Below are 15464 nucleotides of genomic sequence, written 5' to 3' on the forward strand. Positions count from 1 at the left end.
CCCGCAACAGCCGCTCGAACTGCCCGGCCCGCAGCCCGGTGAACGTCTCCACCCACACCCGCTCGGCCCGCAAAACCCCAGCCATACCGGACAGATGCCCGCTCACCGGGTTGCGGAACACGCTTTAGGGCCTGTTTCGAAAGTGCTGGCCACGAACGTGCTGACGGGCCCGTGGATCAAGGGGATTAGGATCCGGTGACTGACAATCGATTAGGCGGGGGTGTGGTCAGTGGTGGATCACAACAAGAAGGTCGTTCTGGGCTTCTTCGAAGCGGTCAGCGACCGTCGGCTCGGGGACCTTCCCCGGTTCATGGCACACAATGTCGTGGACCACAACAAGATCATCCATGGGGAGGTCGACGAGCCGGGAGCCGCGTTCGAGGGTCTTCGTCAGCAGCTGGTCGCGTTCGAGCCGCTCACAGTCCGTGTGGACGAATTGATCGGCGAGGGCGACCAGGTGGTCGCCCGCGTCACTCAGCGTGGAGTCCACGGTGGAACCCACCCACGCATGCCCGAGCCGACTGGCCGGAGCTTTGACAACGAGGCGATCTGGATCTTCACCCTGACCGAGGGCAGGATCATCGAGATCCGTGCCGTGAGTGACCGCCTCGGCCTCTTCCTCCAGCTCGGATGGGAGTGGCCGAAGACTGAGTAGCCATGCGGTGATCGTGCTGCTCACAGCCACTCGTCGATGGCTGCGATCAGCACGGTTGCTTCGTAGCGGACGGCGAGCTTGTCGTATCTCGTAGCTACCGCGCGGTGGCGCTTGAGGCGGTTGATCCCGCACTCCACCGCGTGGCGCTCGCGGTAGTCGGCCTTGGCACACTTCGGCGGCCGACCTCCGCGGGAACCACGCTTCTTGCGGTTGGCGATCTGGTCGCGCTTTCTCCGGGATCGTGCAGCCGATACCTCGTCTACGCAGGTAGGCGCGGTTCGCGCGGGAGCCGTACGCCCTGTCGGTGCGGACCTTGTCCGGCCGGGTGCGCGGCCGACCCGGGCCGAGACGCGGCACACGGATGCGGCCCAGGACGACCTGGAACTGCGGGGAGTCGCCCCGCTGTCCGGCCGTGATCACGAGCGACATCAGCTTCTGCGCCTGCTCGGCCGCCAGATGGATCTTGGTGGTCAGTCCACCGCGTGAGCGTCCGAGACCGTGGCCGTTGGGCTCGGCGAACACGCCGCCGGGCGGCTCGACCTGCAGGTCCCCCTTTTGCGCGCGGGCGATCGTTGAGTCCACCGAGATGTCCCAGGTGATCAGGCCCTTCGCATCAGCCCGGGCCTGGAGCTGTTCGAAGATCCGGTGCCACGTGCCGTCGCGCTGCCAGCGGCGGAACAGCCCGCACACCGTCTCCCACGGCCCGTACCGCTCGGGTAGATCCCGCCACGGTATGCCCGTGCGGGTCCGGAATCGCATCCCGTTGATCGGCTGGCGTTTGGTGTGCACCGGTGGCCGGCCGGCCTTGATGCCTTGCGGCAGCAGGGGTTCCAGCACTGCCCACTGGGCGTCCGTCAGATCTCCCCGGGCCGTGAACCGTGATCATCGCACGACCTTGATCCACTTCTGAAACAGGCCCTACAGTAGAGACCGGTCTCCGGCCGTGTGGCGGATGCGGCGGCAACGGCCGAAGCCAGCGGGTCGCGGGCCGGGCGGCCAAGAAGATCCGCGAGGTCGGGAGTGGTGCCGTCCAGGAAGCGGTGCCGGATGCCCGTGGCGATCGAAGCGAGCATGGGGGGCTGGAACGGCAGGAGCCCCGGCGTCTCATCGAGGAGCCTGCGCCGGTACTCGTCCAGGCCGATGGTGCGGTGCGAGACGCCGAGTTCGTCAGCCACCTGCTCTGCGGTGATCGGCGTGCCGACGAGGTCATAGACGCGCCCGCTGTGCCGCGTCGGATTCGCCGCAATGATCGCCGCGGCGTCGGCGAGATCCTCCCGCGCGACCGCCGCCAGGGCGCCGTCCCCGAAGGCGGACTCCACACCATTACCGGCCCACATCAGCAGGCCGCCGAAGAGCTCGGCGTACAGGCCGTTGCGCAGGATCGTCCACGGCAGGCCGCTCACCCGCACAAGGCGCTCGGTGGCACGGTGCGCAAGCGCGAAACCGAGATGGTCGCCGGCTGTGGTCAGGCTCGTGTACACGACGTGGCGCACGCCGTCACGGACGGCGGCGTCCAGGACCGCCTTGTGCCGGCCGACGACCTGGTCGTCCTCGGCGTAACCGGCAGAAATCAGCACCAAGGTCGACACCCCGGTGAGATCGAGGCTCGCGTGATCGTCAAAGTCGAGGTGCCGCGTCCCCTCGCCCGGCGTGCGGCTGCCGCCCGCGGCGGTGGCGCCGCCGGCGCGTAGCGCCGCGAGCATGGCCGCGCCGAGGTTCCCGTTTGCTCCCGTCACCAAGATCATGTCAATCGCAGTCTTCCGTCGTGGTTCTCATCAGTAACTATGCTTGATCCTCGATCGCACGCCCGCCGGCCACAAGAAGGCACTTTGATGTCAGCCACGCACACCGGAGTAACCGCCCCCGCCGACCTCGACCCCTGTGGCCGCGAAGACCATCCCGACTGCGGGATCCGCGACGTCCTTGACCGCATCGGCGACAAATGGTCGGTGCTCGTGATCGTCGAGCTCGCGGGCGGGCCCCGCCGGTTCCGCGAACTGCAGCGCGCCATCGACGGCATCTCCCAGCGCATGCTCACCCTCACCGTCCGCAGACTCGAACGCGACGGCCTCGTACTGCGCACCGTGTACCCGACCGTCCCGGCCCAGGTCGACTACCGCCTCACCGAGACCGGAGCCGGCCTGACCCACCTGGTCAAGGCGCTCGCCGACTGGTCACTCACGCACCGAGGCGTCATCGCCGAAGCCCGGCACGCGTACGACCAGACGCACCCCGACCACGACATCCGCTGACGAGAAACGGCGGCACCGCACAACCGATCGTCCGGCGCGGCCTGGGGATCCGTGCAACCGTCGCTGTCGCTGTCACTCGGCAGTGAGCGCCAAGTCATGGATCATGAAGTGGAGTTGCACGTCGTCCATCAACTCCGCCCACAGTCCGTCGGCGTCGAGCACGGAGGCCGCGACCATCCGAGCCTCGGCGACGAGTTCGGGGTCGTACGTGAAGCCTGGCCAAGGAAGGGCGGGGTAGTCGTTCTCCTCGCCGAACTGCCGCACCTTCTCCATGTCGCCCAGGGCGGCGTGCGGGAGTGACTCGTTCGCCCAGGACCACAGCCAGGTCTGCTGGGCAACGCTGACGCTGCCGATCATGGTGAGTCGGCCTGTGAGAAAGACCTTGCCGTCGCGCGACCCCGTGATCCGCGCGTCGTTCATCGACCAGTCGTATTGCACGTCTCCGGACAGGCCGAAGCGCTCGACCATGAGTGCCTGCCGTGAGCGCGCCCGCTCGCGAGCCGCGAGCACGACCGCTTCCTAGTCGGAGTGGTCATGCTTCGAGCGGTCGTCCACGGTCACGGTGTCTCCTCGTGCGGAACTGTCGGCAAGATCCTGCCACCCGGCATGTGGCCAGAGGTGAGTCGGATCAGGTCAGCCGTGGCGGGACCCAGGCGTGGTGCCGCAGGATCATGCGCGTGGTGGCGCGGGAAGGTGTCAGCCGCATCGCCGTGTTCCGCAGGGCGACGGCCAGGGGGTGGGAGAGCTGCTGGCCCATCCGCCCGGCCTGCCGGGCGGCCCGCGCGACGGCCTGGGTCCGCGGTCGGCGCTCGGCATCGTAGCGGGCGAGCGCGGCCTCGACGCTGGGCTCGGTGGCGAGTGCCGCGGCCAGGGTGACCGCGTCCTCCAGCGCCTGGCACGCGCCCTGTCCGAGATTGGGGGTCATCGCGTGTGCCGCGTCGCCGAGCAGAGCGGTCCGGCCGACCGCGTACGAGGGGAGCGGTACGCGGAGTTCGTTGACGTCGTGGTGCAGCACGGCGGTAGCCCGGGTCGCGTCGAGCAGGGCGGGAATCGAACCGTGCCAGGAGTGGAATCGCCTGCGCAGTTCGGCCAGCGGGTCGGCGAACCGCGTCCCGGCGGGGAGGTTGAGGACGGCGTGCCACTCGGCCCGGCCGTCGTGGAAGGCGATGTGCCCGAACTCGGCCCCGTGCCCCCAGGTCAGCTCGAAGTCGGTACGCAGGTCGACCGCCTGTTCGGTGATGGCGCGCAGTACTGTCGAGCCGCTGTAGGCCGGGCCGGGGTGGGCGGGGAAAAGATGGCTGCGCACTTTGCTGCCGATGCCATCGGCCGCCACCACCAGATCGGCTTCCAGAACCGTGTCGCCGCAGTCGACTCGAATCCTCCCGGGGCCGACCTGCTCGACCGAGCCCGCCTCGGAACCGATCAGGAGTGACTCGGTCGGCAGGGAGCCGCGGAGCAGCCGGTGCAAGGTGGAGCGGGGGATACCCATGATCGGCGTGCCCACCGCCTTCTCCAGCGCCGTGCCGTCCATCCGGGCCAGCCATCCGCCCCGTGGCGTGCGAGTGCCGCCGCTGTACTGGCCTCGCGAAGCATCCCGTACCGCCTCGCCGACGCCGAGTTCGTCCAGTGCCCGCAGGCCGTTGGCGGCCAGTGAGATGCCCGCCCCCGCATCCCCGAGCATGGACGTGCGCTCGACGACCGTTACGTCCCATCCGATGCGCCGCAGACCGATCGCGGCGGCCAGCCCGCCGATGCCCCCTCCGACCACCACTGCCGTGTTGCCCATGCCCAAGCCCCCATCCTTCTACGCCTGTAGAAAGAATCCTATCCGAGGCCCTACAGGTGTAGAAAGGAGCCCATGGCTTCGGAACGGCGCACCCTCCTCGCGGACACGGCTCTCGACGTACTCGCCGACGAAGGAATGCGCGGCCTGACCCACCGCGCAGTCGACCGCAAAGCGGCCATGCCGCCCGGCACCACGTCGGCCTACTTCCGCACCCGAGCCGCGTTGCTCACCGGCCTCGTCACGCGCCTGGTCCAACTCGACCAGGCGGAACTGCAAACGATGGCCGAAGCGCTTCCACCCCTGCGCACCGTCGAGGAACTCGTGGACGGCCTGGCGCTGCTCGCCCGGCAGCGACTCACCGGCGAGGGCCGCCGCCGCTCGCTCGCCCGCTACGCCTGCGCCGTCGAAAGCGTGCGCGACCGTGAGCTGTACGAGATCCTCGTACCCCGCGAGAACGCCGGCCGCGAGGCCGTCCGGCTGTTCCTCACCGCGCACGGGGTGACGGACGTCGAGAATCGCTCTCACACTTTGCTGACCTGTGTCGACGGACTGATCTTCGACCGGCTGGTGAGCGGCGGCGAAGTACCGCGAGAGGCCCTCGAAGGGCTGGTTGCCGCGGCCCTGCGTTAGGACCGGGCGTCCACAGCTGTCTCCGCCCATGCCGTCATTCTGACCGGAGTGAGTGCCACTCCGGCGGTCGCAGATCTGGCCGTTGCCGTCGAGGAAGGGATTGCAGCTGGTGCCACCGCGGTGATGCCGGCGCAACCCACCCCCAACGGTTACCGAGCGGTGCTGCGGCACCCTCACGGGGGCGTGTACGAATACGTCGGCCCCTGAGCCAAGAGTTACTCGTCGATCACGTGACTGCCGCCTGGTCGGACCGTTGTCCTGGGCATGGGGCGGGAGGAACGCGGCAATCTGCCGGATACGGAGCGGGAACGGCTGCGGCCGCTCCTGCCGGTGAGCAACGGCCGGTGTGGACGATGGCGTGACCGTAGTCAGGTGATCGACGGGATCCTGTACCGGGCGCGGACCGGAGTGCAGTGGCGCGACCTGCCGGAGCGGTTCGGGCCGTGGAAGAGCTGGGACGCCTGACTCCGCCCCTCCCTCGGGAGCAACCGCAGCCACCCCTCCCAGGTGAAAGCCGGCGGCCTGCCTCACGGCTCACCCAGGCCAACTACACCGTCGCCGGGTCTTCAGTTGGTCTTCGCCGACTCGTCGAAGAACCTGACGATCCGGGGCAGGGCTTGCCACACCGATCCGTTGTGGTCGTAGTCGCCGACGTCGGTCAGCCGGTGTGCGGCGCCGTTCCTCGTCAACTGGTCGGCACAGTAGGTCGCGTGACTGAAGTCGACGTCCCTGTCGCCCCGGCCGTGGAAGATCTCCACCGGTACGTTCGGCCGCCAGTCGCACGTGTTGTCCATCGGGCGCAGCTTGTCCTTCAGGACACCGTCGGGCTTGCGGATCTTGTTCAGGAAGTCCTCGGTGAACAGGTCCTTGGAGGCCGCCGGGAGTTCGCTGACGATCTGCCCGGTGGTGTGATAGCCGTCGAAGAGACCCTCGACCTTGCTGTCGTAGGGGGAGCGGAAGACATCGCCGGGTGACGTGTAAAGGCCGTACATCTTGTTCCAGGCGGTGACGAAGTAGGCGAGGTAGATGCCGGATTTGGCAATCTTGTCGTCGGCCGCGGCAGCCTCGAAGGCCGAGAGGTGGTAGGGGCCGCTGACCGGGGCGAGTGCCCCCAGCCGGAAGTAGCGGTCGGCGCCCTCCTGCTGAAGTGCCCGGCCTACCAGCATGGTCGCGGGGCCGCCCTGCGAGAACCCACTGACCTGAACCTTCCGCTTCAGCTCCCGGCCGTTGCGGTGGGCGAAGGTCCGGGCCGCGCGCAAGCCGTCCACCGAGGCCGCGACGGTGGCCCGAGGGTCACCGTAGGGGTGGAAGCCTTCGCCCGCGCCGAGGCCCACGTAGTCGGGCGCCGAAACGGCACGCCCGGTCGAGGCGAACAGCAGGGCGACGAGCCGGTCGTTCGACTTCGGATCCTCCGAGGCGACGTCCTTGCGATAGACGGTGGTGCCGTGCAGCCAGGAGACGGTGGACAGGTGGCGCGTGCCGTTCTTGGGCAGGACGACGAGCTGGCTCGCGGTCGTGGGGGCGCCCGCGCTGTCAGTGGTGCGGTAGGTGACCCGATAGGCGGTCACGCCGTAGCGGACCTGGGACGAGTCGATCTTTCCCCGGAGCTCCCCGGCCACTTCCTCCGCCGTAAGGTCGGCCGCTTGCTCGACGGAGACGACGGCACCGCCTTGTACCCGCTCACTGCGGGAGTCGGCCGCCGCCGAGACCGGAGCCACCAGGGCGGACACACTGCCGAGGACCGCCGCACCAGCCATCATCCGGATACTTGTTCGCCGTGAAGTCATGGATGGATCATGCCCGTCGGCCGCTCCGCCGGGACACGGGGCGACCCCCCGGGCCGCAAAGGGGGAAAACCCCCTAGTGACCTGAGTCGGAGATCCTTCGGCAGTAGGCGGCGACTTTGTCAAGGATCAGGTGCACCTCAAGACCAGGAGGGACCTGTTGGTCGAGCTTGACCAGGAACTTCTTGAACTCGGCAGCCCGGTGCCGGCGGTGGATTGAGCCGATGACCTTGCCGGTCGCGGTACCAGAGCGGCGAAGAGGGTGGTGGTGCCCGCGCGGACGTAGTCGTGGCTGCGGCGTTCGGGCACTCCGGGCATCATCGGCAGTACCGGCTGGGAACGGTCCAGGGCCTGGATCTGAGACTTCTCGTCCACACACAGCACCAAAGCCCGCTCAGGCGGGTCGGGATACAGCCCAACGACATCACGGACCTTGTCGATGAACAACGGGTCGGTGGACAGCTTGAAGGTCTGCGACCGGTGCGGGGCCAGGGCGAACGCCCGCCATATCCGTGAGATCGCCGACCGCGACATCCCCGTGGCCGCTGCCATCGACCGGGTCGACCAGTGGGTCGCGTTCGCCGGCCGCTCTTCCAGTGTCTTGACGATGACCCGCTCGACATCCGCATCACTGATCTTGCGCGGAACACCTGGCCCCGGCTCATCACTCAGGCCGTCCAGGCCCCGGTCAAGGAAGCGTCGCCGCCAGGTGCGGACTGTGTCCGGAGCGTTCCGCAGGCGACGCGACACCTCCATGATCGAGTGCCCCTCGGCGCACTCAAGAACGATCCGCGACCGCAGTGCCAGGGCCTGCGCGGTCGAACGCCGACGCACCCAGCCCTCAAGCACCGCCCGCTGGGAGAGCGAAGTCGGTTCGGCGTCAATACCGGCCGGCCGGATTCTGATCTTCGGATCCTACGCAACCTCGGTCACAGTCGTGTTCCGCCCGTCGGGCTGGACGGGACGGGCACAGGCACTCAGCCGGCAGCTCGTGCCATACGTGGTGGACGGCGCCGCCCGGCACGGCCTGGTGGAGAGCCTCGCCAACCGGCACATCACCGAACGCAGCTCAGCTTGCTCCGGCCAAGGATCCACGTGACCGGCCAGGGCACGCCCGTGCGCCACGCTCAGGCCGCCGTGGCGAGTCCCCGGGCCGGCTGTGTCTGCTCGTAGGCGTAGCCGACCCGCAGGAGGGTGGGCTCGTCGAGGGGACGGCCGAGCAGCTGCATGCCGATCGGCATGCCGACCGAGTCGTGGCCGACCGGAACGGTCAGGGCCGGCACCCCGGTGATGTTGGCAGGGGCGGAGAGGCGCACGTAGGCGTCGGAGACGCCCTCGACCGTGCCGTCGGGCCAGGTGACCGTCTCCTCGTCGGCGCCGACAGCGGTCATCGGGACGCTCGGGGCGGCGATCACGTCGACCTCCTCCAGCATGCGGGCCCACTCGGCGCGCATGAGCGTACGGGCGCGTTGCGCGCGTACGTAGTCCCCGGCGCTCATCAACTCGCTTGCCTCCAGGAGGATGCGGACGTCCTCCTGGTACAGCTCGGGGACCGTGCGCAGGCTGCTCTCGTGGTAGGCCCCGGCCTCCGGCACCATCAGGCCCCACTGGGTGGCCTGGATGTAGCGGGTCATCGGGATGTCCACCTCGACGAGCCGTGCGCCCAGGGTTTCCAGCTGCCCGATGGCGTGCCGGACGGCGGTCTCCACACGAGGGTCGACGTTGTCGAAGTAGTAGGTGCGCGGCAGGCCGATGCGCAGCCCCGTCAGGTCCGTGCCGGCACCGGGCCGGTAGTCCGTGGCGGGCACGGGCAGCGAGGCGGGGTCTCGCGGGTCGTGTCCGGCCAGCGCGGTCAGGATCAGGGCGGCGTCCTCGACGGTGCGGGTGATCGGACCGACGTGGTCCAGCGACCAGGACAGGGAGGTGACGCCGTGCCGGGGGACGAGACCGTAGGTCGGTTTGAGGCCGACCACCCCGTTGAGAGCGGCGGGCACCCGGATCGACCCGCCGGTGTCGGTGCCCAGGGCGAAGGTCGCGGTGCCCGACGCGACGGCGACCGCGGAGCCGCCGCTGGAACCGCCGGCGACCCGGCCGTGGTCCCAGGCGTTGCGGGTCTGCGGAGTGGTCAGGCCGAAGGCGAATTCGTGGGTGTGGGTCTTGCCGAGCAGGACCGCGCCGGCCGCGCTCAGACGCGCGGCGACCGTGCTGTCCGCCGTCGCGCGGTGGCCGGCGCGTACCCGGGAGCTGGCCGTGGTGGCCATCCCGCCGACGTCGATCAGGTCCTTGAGTCCCATCGGGATGCCGTGCAGGGGTCCCCGGTACCGGCCGTGCGCCGCTTCGTGTTCGGCCTCGCTCGCCGCCCGGCGTGCCTGCTCCGCGGTGACCGTGACGTAGGCGCCGAGGTGCGGTTCCACTTTCTCGATGCGACCGAGGACGGAGTCGACCAGTTCGACGGGGGAGAGTTGCCGGGCACGGATCGCGTCCGCGGCGGCGGCGAGGGACAGCTCATACGGCTGCATCGTGCGGCTCCTGTCCGGCGCGGTAGGCGGCGGCGGGCGGGACGTCCGCGAAGTCCAGCTCGCGCAGGACCGCGACGACGCCGTGGATGTGGGAGGCGACGGCGGCCACCGTGGCGTGGCGTTCGGCGGGCAGCACAAGCCCGGCGCGGGCGGCCCAGCGGGCGGCCTCCGGCGGTGTGAGTTCGACGGCGGTCATGGACCTTCTCTTCCTCGGTCGGGAGTGGAGCGGCGGAGTACCCGAAGGCGCTAAAGGCTAAGGATTGGCGTCAGGCGCTCCTACAGGTGACACGACTGCTCGGTGACACGACTGCTCGGTGGTGCGGCTGTTCAGTGGCGCGGCTGTTCAGTGGCTCGCGCGTGGGCCACCGAACACCGCCGGGCGCCGGACACCGGCCGCGTGGTCAGGCAGCGGTGGCCGGGATCTCGCCGCCGTGCTCGGCGAGCAGCCGGTAGCGGCCGTGCTCCCGGCGGACGGTGCCGGCCGTGGGCCGCGGGAAGTGCGTGCCCAGGAGCAGCGCGTCGGTGTCCGCCACGCCGTCGAGCAGCCGGGCGCGGGTGCGGATCGCCTGGGAGGGGTCAATGTCGACGCAGCTGTGCACGTGGGGGTGGGACAGCTGCACGGGGTGGTGGATGCTGTCGCCGGTGATCAGCGCCCGCCGGTCGCTGCCGCGCAGTTCGACGGCGACCTGCCCGGGGGTGTGGCCCGGGGCGGGGATCAGGAGGACACCCGGCGCCACCTCGTGCCCCTGCTCGGGCACGTCCACGAGGTCGTACTGTCCGGCGTCGCGGACGGGACGGACGGAGTCGCGGAACATCTGGGTGCGGGCCTCATCCAGGTCGGTGGCGGCCCAGTGGTCCCATTCGGTGCGGCTGGTGACGTAGCGGGCGTTGGGGAAGGCGGGGACCCAGTCCTCGCCGACGAGGCGGGTGTTCCAGCCGACGTGGTCGGTGTGCAGGTGCGTGGTGATCACCAGGTCCACGGACTCGGGCGGGAAGCCGGCCGCCGCCAGCCGCTCCAGGAAGTCGGTGTCGAGACCGTTCCAGGCCGGGTTGGCGCGGGGCTTGCCGTTGCCGATGCCGGTGTCCACGACGATCCGCAGTCCGCCGGCCTCCACCGCGAAGCTGTGGCTCGCCAGCCGCGGGACCTCGGAGTCGGCGAAATCGGGGCGCAGCCACGACGCCTCGTCCAGCACCTCCCTGGTGGCGTCCGGCAGCAGCCACGGTCCGGTCTGCCGAGGCAGTTCGATCTCGTCGACGCGGCGCACGACGATATCGCCGAGGCGCCATCCCGTGCTGGTGGCGGGGGTGGCCTGACGGGGGGTGGCGGGGTTCATCGGCAGGGCCCTTTCGGCGGCGCTGGGCGGTGCGGGCGGGATGACGTGCTGTGGAAAGGACAGGCCCGGTCGGGTCGTGTGCGGCTGTGGCATGGCGCGGACCCTTAAGGCGATTGCTTTGCTTTAAGCACTCTAGATCGACGGAACCCTAAACGCAAACCCTTAGCTTTTATGTGCCTGAAGGGGACCCGGCGCGACCGAGCGCCGCCGCCACCAAGCGGCCGACGTACGCCTGGGACAGCTCCGAGGGGCGGAACAGGATCCGGTACATCAGCGGGGCGACCACGACGTCCAGCAGCGTCTCCAAGTCCGGCACGGCCTCCCCGCGCCCGGCTGCGCGCACGCCGATGGCCTTCAACTGCTCGGCGGCGTAGTCGGAGCAGCGCACCGCGCTGCCCTGCCCCGGGTCGCCCAGCAGGGCGTCGCGGATGTACGTGCGACCCGGCGCCGAGGACATTTCTTCGGCGAATTGCACGGTCCACGCCTCCAGGTCGGCTCGCAGGCCGCCGTGGTCGGCCGGCGGGGCATCCGGGCGCAGCCGCTCGACGGCCACGTCGGACAACAATTCCCGCAGGTCCCCCCAGCGGCGGTAGACGGTGGACGGCGTGACCCCCGCACGGGCCGCGATCAGCGGCACGGTCAGCGCTCCCCGCCCCACCTCCGCCTCAAGATCACGGACCGCCTGGTGTACGGACTGCTGGACGCGGGCGCTGCGCCCGCCGGGGCGTGTGGTCGCTCGGGCACTCATGGGAACAGCCTAATGCGAAGAAATTGCGTCTGCCGAAACGGTCGGCCGGAAGCGAAGCGGCCCTCGCACACCGTCGGCCGTGGCACGCGGTCCAATCCCTCGGTGGGTCGCCTGTTCCGCACATCGAGTTCCCGTTCTTTGCGAGGGGGAGGAGGCGATCACCGTCTCGATCGCCGTGACCGGGAACAAGGGCCGGATCGTGACGCTGGCCAGCCCGCCGCCGGCCAAGCGGCACGGCATCACCATGATGTCCGGCACCCGCGCGGCCGCGACCGTCGCCCGGGTCGCCGCTCTCACGGCCCGGGGCGCTCTCCGGCTGCCGATCGCCCGCCGCTTCCTCCTGCGCGACACGCTGGGGCAGACCGACCGCGTCACCGTCGGCGCGCCCGCGAATTCCTTTCCCTGCTCCGCGTCCACGGGGACCTGATGGCCGTCCACACGATGCTCCGGCCGGACGAGGTCCGCGACCCGGAAGGCCTCGCACCGCCCGCCTCGGTGAAGGTGCACCCGCAGGAGATCGAGATGGCCTCGAGCCTGATGGAGCGGATGCCGAAGGACTTTGACCTGCTTGCGTGAACAGGGCTGCCCCGGGCCATCGCCCGGGGCAGCCCCGTTTCTCTGCCGCGGCACCCCCTGAAGCCGGCTACCGCGACAAGGCGACGTCTTCGACCGTCAGGTAGCGGCCGGACAGGTCCGCCGCCGGGCCCGTGGCCAGTTCGAGGACGGCGGTGACCGCTCGGGGGAGTGGAACGGCCCGCCCTGCTTCGATCTGCTCGCGGAGCCAGAGGGCGCGGCGTCGGCGCCAGGGGTCGGTGGAGTCGGTCTCGCCCAGTGCGCTCGTGGTGAGTCCGGTCGCCACGATCCCGGGATGCAGACTGAAGGCCAGGACTCCGTAGGGACGGGCTTCGCTGGCGATGTTCTCGATGAACGTGATGCCGGCGGCCTTGGCGACGGAGTAGGAGGACAAGGTGGGCCAGCGGTGCCGTCCCGCAGCGCTGCTGATGCTGATGACGCGGCCACCGCCATGACGAGCCATCAGCGGAATCACGGCGTGCACTGTGGCGACGGTGCTCAGCGTGTTGACGCGTACCGCCTCCCACCACTGTTCGACGGGGATCTCCCAGGTGAGGCCGATCGGGCCCTCCACGCCGGCGTTGTCGACGAGGACATCAATGCGGCCGAAGTCTGCATAGATCTTCTGCATGGCGATGGCAGCGGCCGCCGTGTCGCTGACATCGGCGCACACCGTCATGACCGCACCGCCTGGCTGTGAGGGCAGCGCCGCAGCCAGGTGCTCAAGCGCTGAGCGGGTCCGCGCGACGAGAGCCAGCCGGAATCCCCGTTCGGCACAGGCGGTGGCGATGGCCGCACCGAGTCCGCCGGTAGCACCAGTGATCACGGCAACAGGCGGATCACCGGCGACAGACTCATGGGTCCCGTCATCCGACAACATGAGGCGTGTCCTCCTGCTCGGGCGCGCCGTAGCGGCCGCGCAGTGCGCCACGGTCGAGTTTGCCGGTGACCGAAAGGGGCAGCCGCTCGGCGAAGTCGATGGAGCGGGGCACCTTGTACCGGGCGAGCAGGCCGCGGCAGTGGCTGAGCAGTTCCTCGGCGTCCGGTCGGCTGTGGTGCCGGGGAACGATCACGGCGTGGGGGACTTCGCCGCGCCGGCGGTCGGGACGGGCGATCACGGCGGCGTCCTCGACCCCGGGATGAGTGCGCAGTACGTCCTCGATCTCGGCGGGCTGCACACTGTACCCGCCGGTCATGATGGTGTCCTTGGACCGTCCGACGATGCGGACGCACTCGTGCCCGTCGCGGACCACCAGATCGCCGGTGCGCAGCCAGCCGTCGTCGTCGGTGACGGGGGCCAGCTGTCCGGAGCCCGTACGGTAGCCGGGGGTGACCTGGGAGCCCCGCACCCACAGTTCGCCGACCGTACCGGCCGGCACGGGGCGTCCGGGGGCCTGGGGGTCGATGACGCGGACTTCCAGGCCCGGCACCGGGATGCCGGCGCTGTCCCGGCAGGAATCAGCGGTGGGGCCCAGCCCCGCGCCGGCGAGTTCGGTCATCCCCCAGCTCTGCAGCAACTCCACGCCGGTGCGCCGGTGCCAGTCGCGGCGCAGGTCGGCGGGCGTCTGCTGCCCCGCACTCAGGCAGCGCCGCAAAGCGGCCGGCCGCCATCGCTGACCGGCGGCCTCCAGCAGCCTGCGGTAGACGGTCGGCACCGCCTCGATGACGGTGACGTCGCGAGCGACCAGCTGCTCCAGCCACCAGGCCGGCTCGAAGGCGCGGGAGGAGGTCAGCAGCGTCGCCCCGGCCAGCAGCGTGGAGATCGCCGCGAGATGGCCGTACGTGTGCGCGAGGGGGATGGGAACGGCCACCACGTCATCGGAGTTGCGGTGCCGGCCGCGCCAGAAGCCGGTCGCGAGGTGAAGCGCCTGTTCCGTCTGGATCACGGGACGGCAGACGCCCGTCGATCCCGATGTATGCATGATCATGCAAGGGGCGTCCGCGACGCGCCCGGTGTCCGCCCGCGTCTTCGCGGTCCCTGCCGCTCCGCGTGGACCGCGCACGACATGCCTTCCCGGCCCCGGCATCACCACGATGACGTCCACAGGCAGCCGTCGCCCGGCGCACAGTGCCTTGATGTCATCCGACCGTTCCGGGCTGGTCAGCAGCGCACGGGGGCGGACGTGCTCCAGCACGCGGACGATCTCGTGCTCGGTGAGCACGGCGTTCATCGGTGCCACCGCCGTGCCCGCCTTGTGGGCAGCGAGGTACGCGGCGAGCCAGGAACCACCGTTGGGCAGGAGGAGCGCGGCGCAGTCCTCCGGGGTCCGCACCAGCGGGCGCAGCGAGTCAGCCAGCGAGGAGGACCAGGCGTCCAACTCGGCGTAGGAACAGGCCGCGGTCTCGTCGAGGACGGCGACGCGGGCGCCGCCCGCGGTGAGGGCGTCGATCAGGGCATCACGGAACATCTCAAGCACGCTCCCCAGCTGCCGCCGCCTCGGTCCGCATCCCGGGCTCGGCCCGCATCCCGGGTGGAACGATCCGGGGACTGAACAGTTCGCGGATGTACGCCCACGGCCTGTCGCCGGCGTTCAGGGTGTAGGCCTTGAAGGCACAAGGCGTGTCCGGGGCCTGCGGCCAGCTTGTCAGGCCGATCCGGCTGACATGGCGGTTCATCGGCAAGCCCGCCGCGGCGAACGCGAACCCGATGGGGCGCGTACGGTCCTGCATCGCCGCATCGATCCGTGCGTCCTGTCCGGCCTGCGCCGTCACGATGTTCGCCGACACCACCTCACCGGTACGGCTGACCAACCGGGTGCGGCGCACCAGGCACACATCGCCCGTCGCCAGACGCAGCAGCTCGCGCGCGGTCGCCTCCACCTGCTGCCCCTGCGTCGTCTCGATGCCGTCCACCTGCGGTGTGAGGGCTGATTGTGTGAGCGCCTGGAGCAGGACGGTGGTCAAGCCGTCGCTGGCGAGCAGTATGCGGGTGACAGGCGACCGGAACCCCGAGAGGTCACCGGTGGGGAACCCATCGCGGATGTCTGCGGGAACAGTGAGGTGGCGCATCATGTGCTCTCCGGAAAACGTCACTTGCACGGTGGCGGTTCTCCCATCGGAGAGTCATTACCGGCTCCGTGCGAAGCCCGGTCCAGGAACAACGGCTCGATCCGCGCCCACTGCGCGTCAGTCAACGGCACAGCCAGCCCAACGACTGACTGATCCAAACGAAACTGCCGGGTT

General features: G+C 69.9%; 17 protein-coding genes and 3 pseudogenes. 6 read left to right on the top strand and 14 right to left on the bottom strand.

What is annotated here, in order from left to right; all coding sequences use genetic code 11:
- A pseudogene (locus D7231_RS38540) lies at window positions 1-85 on the bottom strand (IS5/IS1182 family transposase); the annotation flags it as partial.
- Between the two features lie 225 nt (window positions 86-310).
- On the opposite strand from D7231_RS38540, the gene D7231_RS21790 reads away from it, so the two are divergent.
- Window positions 311-655, top strand: a complete 345-nt coding sequence (locus tag D7231_RS21790) for an ester cyclase (RefSeq protein WP_228775014.1) — start codon at window positions 311-313, stop codon at window positions 653-655.
- A gap of 207 nt (window positions 656-862) precedes the next feature.
- Here D7231_RS21790 and D7231_RS21795 read toward each other — a convergent pair.
- Window positions 863-1492: pseudogene (locus tag D7231_RS21795) on the bottom strand (IS5 family transposase); the annotation flags it as partial.
- A 17-nt stretch (window positions 1493-1509) separates the two neighbouring features.
- On the bottom strand, window positions 1510-2400 hold the full coding sequence (locus D7231_RS21800) for an NAD(P)H-binding protein (RefSeq protein WP_120757195.1): 891 nt from the start codon (window positions 2398-2400) through the stop codon (window positions 1510-1512).
- Between the two features lie 87 nt (window positions 2401-2487).
- On the opposite strand from D7231_RS21800, the gene D7231_RS21805 reads away from it, so the two are divergent.
- Entirely contained in the window at window positions 2488-2907 is a 420-nt protein-coding gene (locus D7231_RS21805) for a winged helix-turn-helix transcriptional regulator (RefSeq protein WP_120757196.1), read from the top strand.
- A gap of 72 nt (window positions 2908-2979) precedes the next feature.
- Here the strand turns inward: D7231_RS21805 and D7231_RS21810 are convergent, their stop codons facing one another.
- Window positions 2980-3417, bottom strand: a complete 438-nt coding sequence (locus D7231_RS21810; RefSeq protein ID WP_228775009.1) for a DUF6882 domain-containing protein — start codon at window positions 3415-3417, stop codon at window positions 2980-2982.
- Window positions 3418-3535: 118 nt separating this feature from the next.
- The gene (locus D7231_RS21815; protein WP_120757197.1) at window positions 3536-4693 is read right to left on the bottom strand and encodes an FAD-dependent monooxygenase; all 1158 of its coding nucleotides are present in this window, start codon (window positions 4691-4693) and stop codon (window positions 3536-3538) included.
- A 72-nt stretch (window positions 4694-4765) separates the two neighbouring features.
- On the opposite strand from D7231_RS21815, the gene D7231_RS21820 reads away from it, so the two are divergent.
- Together D7231_RS21820 and D7231_RS21825 are read left to right on the top strand one after the other, a co-directional pair.
- Complete coding sequence (locus D7231_RS21820) at window positions 4766-5323, top strand: TetR/AcrR family transcriptional regulator (RefSeq protein ID WP_120757198.1); 558 nt, start codon at window positions 4766-4768, stop codon at window positions 5321-5323.
- Window positions 5324-5587: 264 nt separating this feature from the next.
- The gene (locus D7231_RS21825; RefSeq protein WP_120757199.1) at window positions 5588-5788 is read left to right on the top strand and encodes a transposase; all 201 of its coding nucleotides are present in this window, start codon (window positions 5588-5590) and stop codon (window positions 5786-5788) included.
- A gap of 101 nt (window positions 5789-5889) precedes the next feature.
- Here D7231_RS21825 and D7231_RS21830 read toward each other — a convergent pair whose 3' ends face one another.
- From D7231_RS21830 to D7231_RS21855, 6 genes and pseudogenes are all read right to left on the bottom strand, one after another.
- Complete coding sequence (locus D7231_RS21830) at window positions 5890-7110, bottom strand: lipase family protein (RefSeq protein ID WP_120757200.1); 1221 nt, start codon at window positions 7108-7110, stop codon at window positions 5890-5892.
- 103 nt (window positions 7111-7213) lie between these two features.
- Window positions 7214-8007 (bottom strand): annotated as a pseudogene (locus D7231_RS21835) (IS630 family transposase); the annotation flags it as partial.
- Window positions 8008-8234: 227 nt separating this feature from the next.
- Entirely contained in the window at window positions 8235-9626 is a 1392-nt protein-coding gene (locus D7231_RS21840; protein WP_120757201.1) for an amidase, read from the bottom strand.
- Entirely contained in the window at window positions 9613-9822 is a 210-nt protein-coding gene (locus D7231_RS21845; RefSeq protein ID WP_120757202.1) for a hypothetical protein, read from the bottom strand. The genes D7231_RS21840 and D7231_RS21845 overlap by 14 nt, the downstream gene beginning before the upstream one ends.
- Before the next feature lie 205 nt (window positions 9823-10027).
- Complete coding sequence (locus D7231_RS21850; protein ID WP_120757203.1) at window positions 10028-10960, bottom strand: MBL fold metallo-hydrolase; 933 nt, start codon at window positions 10958-10960, stop codon at window positions 10028-10030.
- Between the two features lie 169 nt (window positions 10961-11129).
- Window positions 11130-11708: a TetR/AcrR family transcriptional regulator gene (locus D7231_RS21855; protein ID WP_120757204.1), complete on the bottom strand. Its 579-nt coding sequence runs from the start codon at window positions 11706-11708 to the stop codon at window positions 11130-11132.
- A gap of 175 nt (window positions 11709-11883) precedes the next feature.
- Here D7231_RS21855 and D7231_RS21860 point away from each other — a divergent pair, with 175 nt between their 5' ends.
- Window positions 11884-12135 carry a hypothetical protein gene (locus D7231_RS21860; protein WP_120757205.1) on the top strand — a complete coding sequence of 84 codons (252 nt, stop codon included), beginning with the start codon at window positions 11884-11886 and terminating at the stop codon, window positions 12133-12135.
- A complete protein-coding gene (locus D7231_RS36580; protein WP_158673792.1) occupies window positions 12135-12284 on the top strand; it encodes a hypothetical protein in 150 nt (49 codons plus the stop codon). Before D7231_RS21860 ends, D7231_RS36580 begins: the two co-directional genes overlap by 1 nt.
- Window positions 12285-12351: 67 nt before the next feature.
- Here the strand turns inward: D7231_RS36580 and D7231_RS21865 are convergent, their stop codons facing one another.
- The 3 genes from D7231_RS21865 to D7231_RS21875 are packed head-to-tail and all read right to left on the bottom strand — an operon-like array spanning window position 12352 to window position 15293.
- Complete coding sequence (locus D7231_RS21865) at window positions 12352-13161, bottom strand: SDR family NAD(P)-dependent oxidoreductase (protein ID WP_120757206.1); 810 nt, start codon at window positions 13159-13161, stop codon at window positions 12352-12354.
- A complete protein-coding gene (locus D7231_RS21870) occupies window positions 13148-14689 on the bottom strand; it encodes a class I adenylate-forming enzyme family protein (RefSeq protein ID WP_120757207.1) in 1542 nt (513 codons plus the stop codon). The genes D7231_RS21865 and D7231_RS21870 overlap by 14 nt, the downstream gene beginning before the upstream one ends.
- Window position 14690: 1 nt before the next feature.
- The gene (locus D7231_RS21875) at window positions 14691-15293 is read right to left on the bottom strand and encodes a chorismate pyruvate-lyase family protein (protein ID WP_120757208.1); all 603 of its coding nucleotides are present in this window, start codon (window positions 15291-15293) and stop codon (window positions 14691-14693) included.
- Window positions 15294-15464 lie beyond the last annotated feature (171 nt).

This window comes from Streptomyces klenkii (assembly GCF_003626645.1).
Lineage (GTDB): Bacteria > Actinomycetota > Actinomycetes > Streptomycetales > Streptomycetaceae > Streptomyces > Streptomyces klenkii.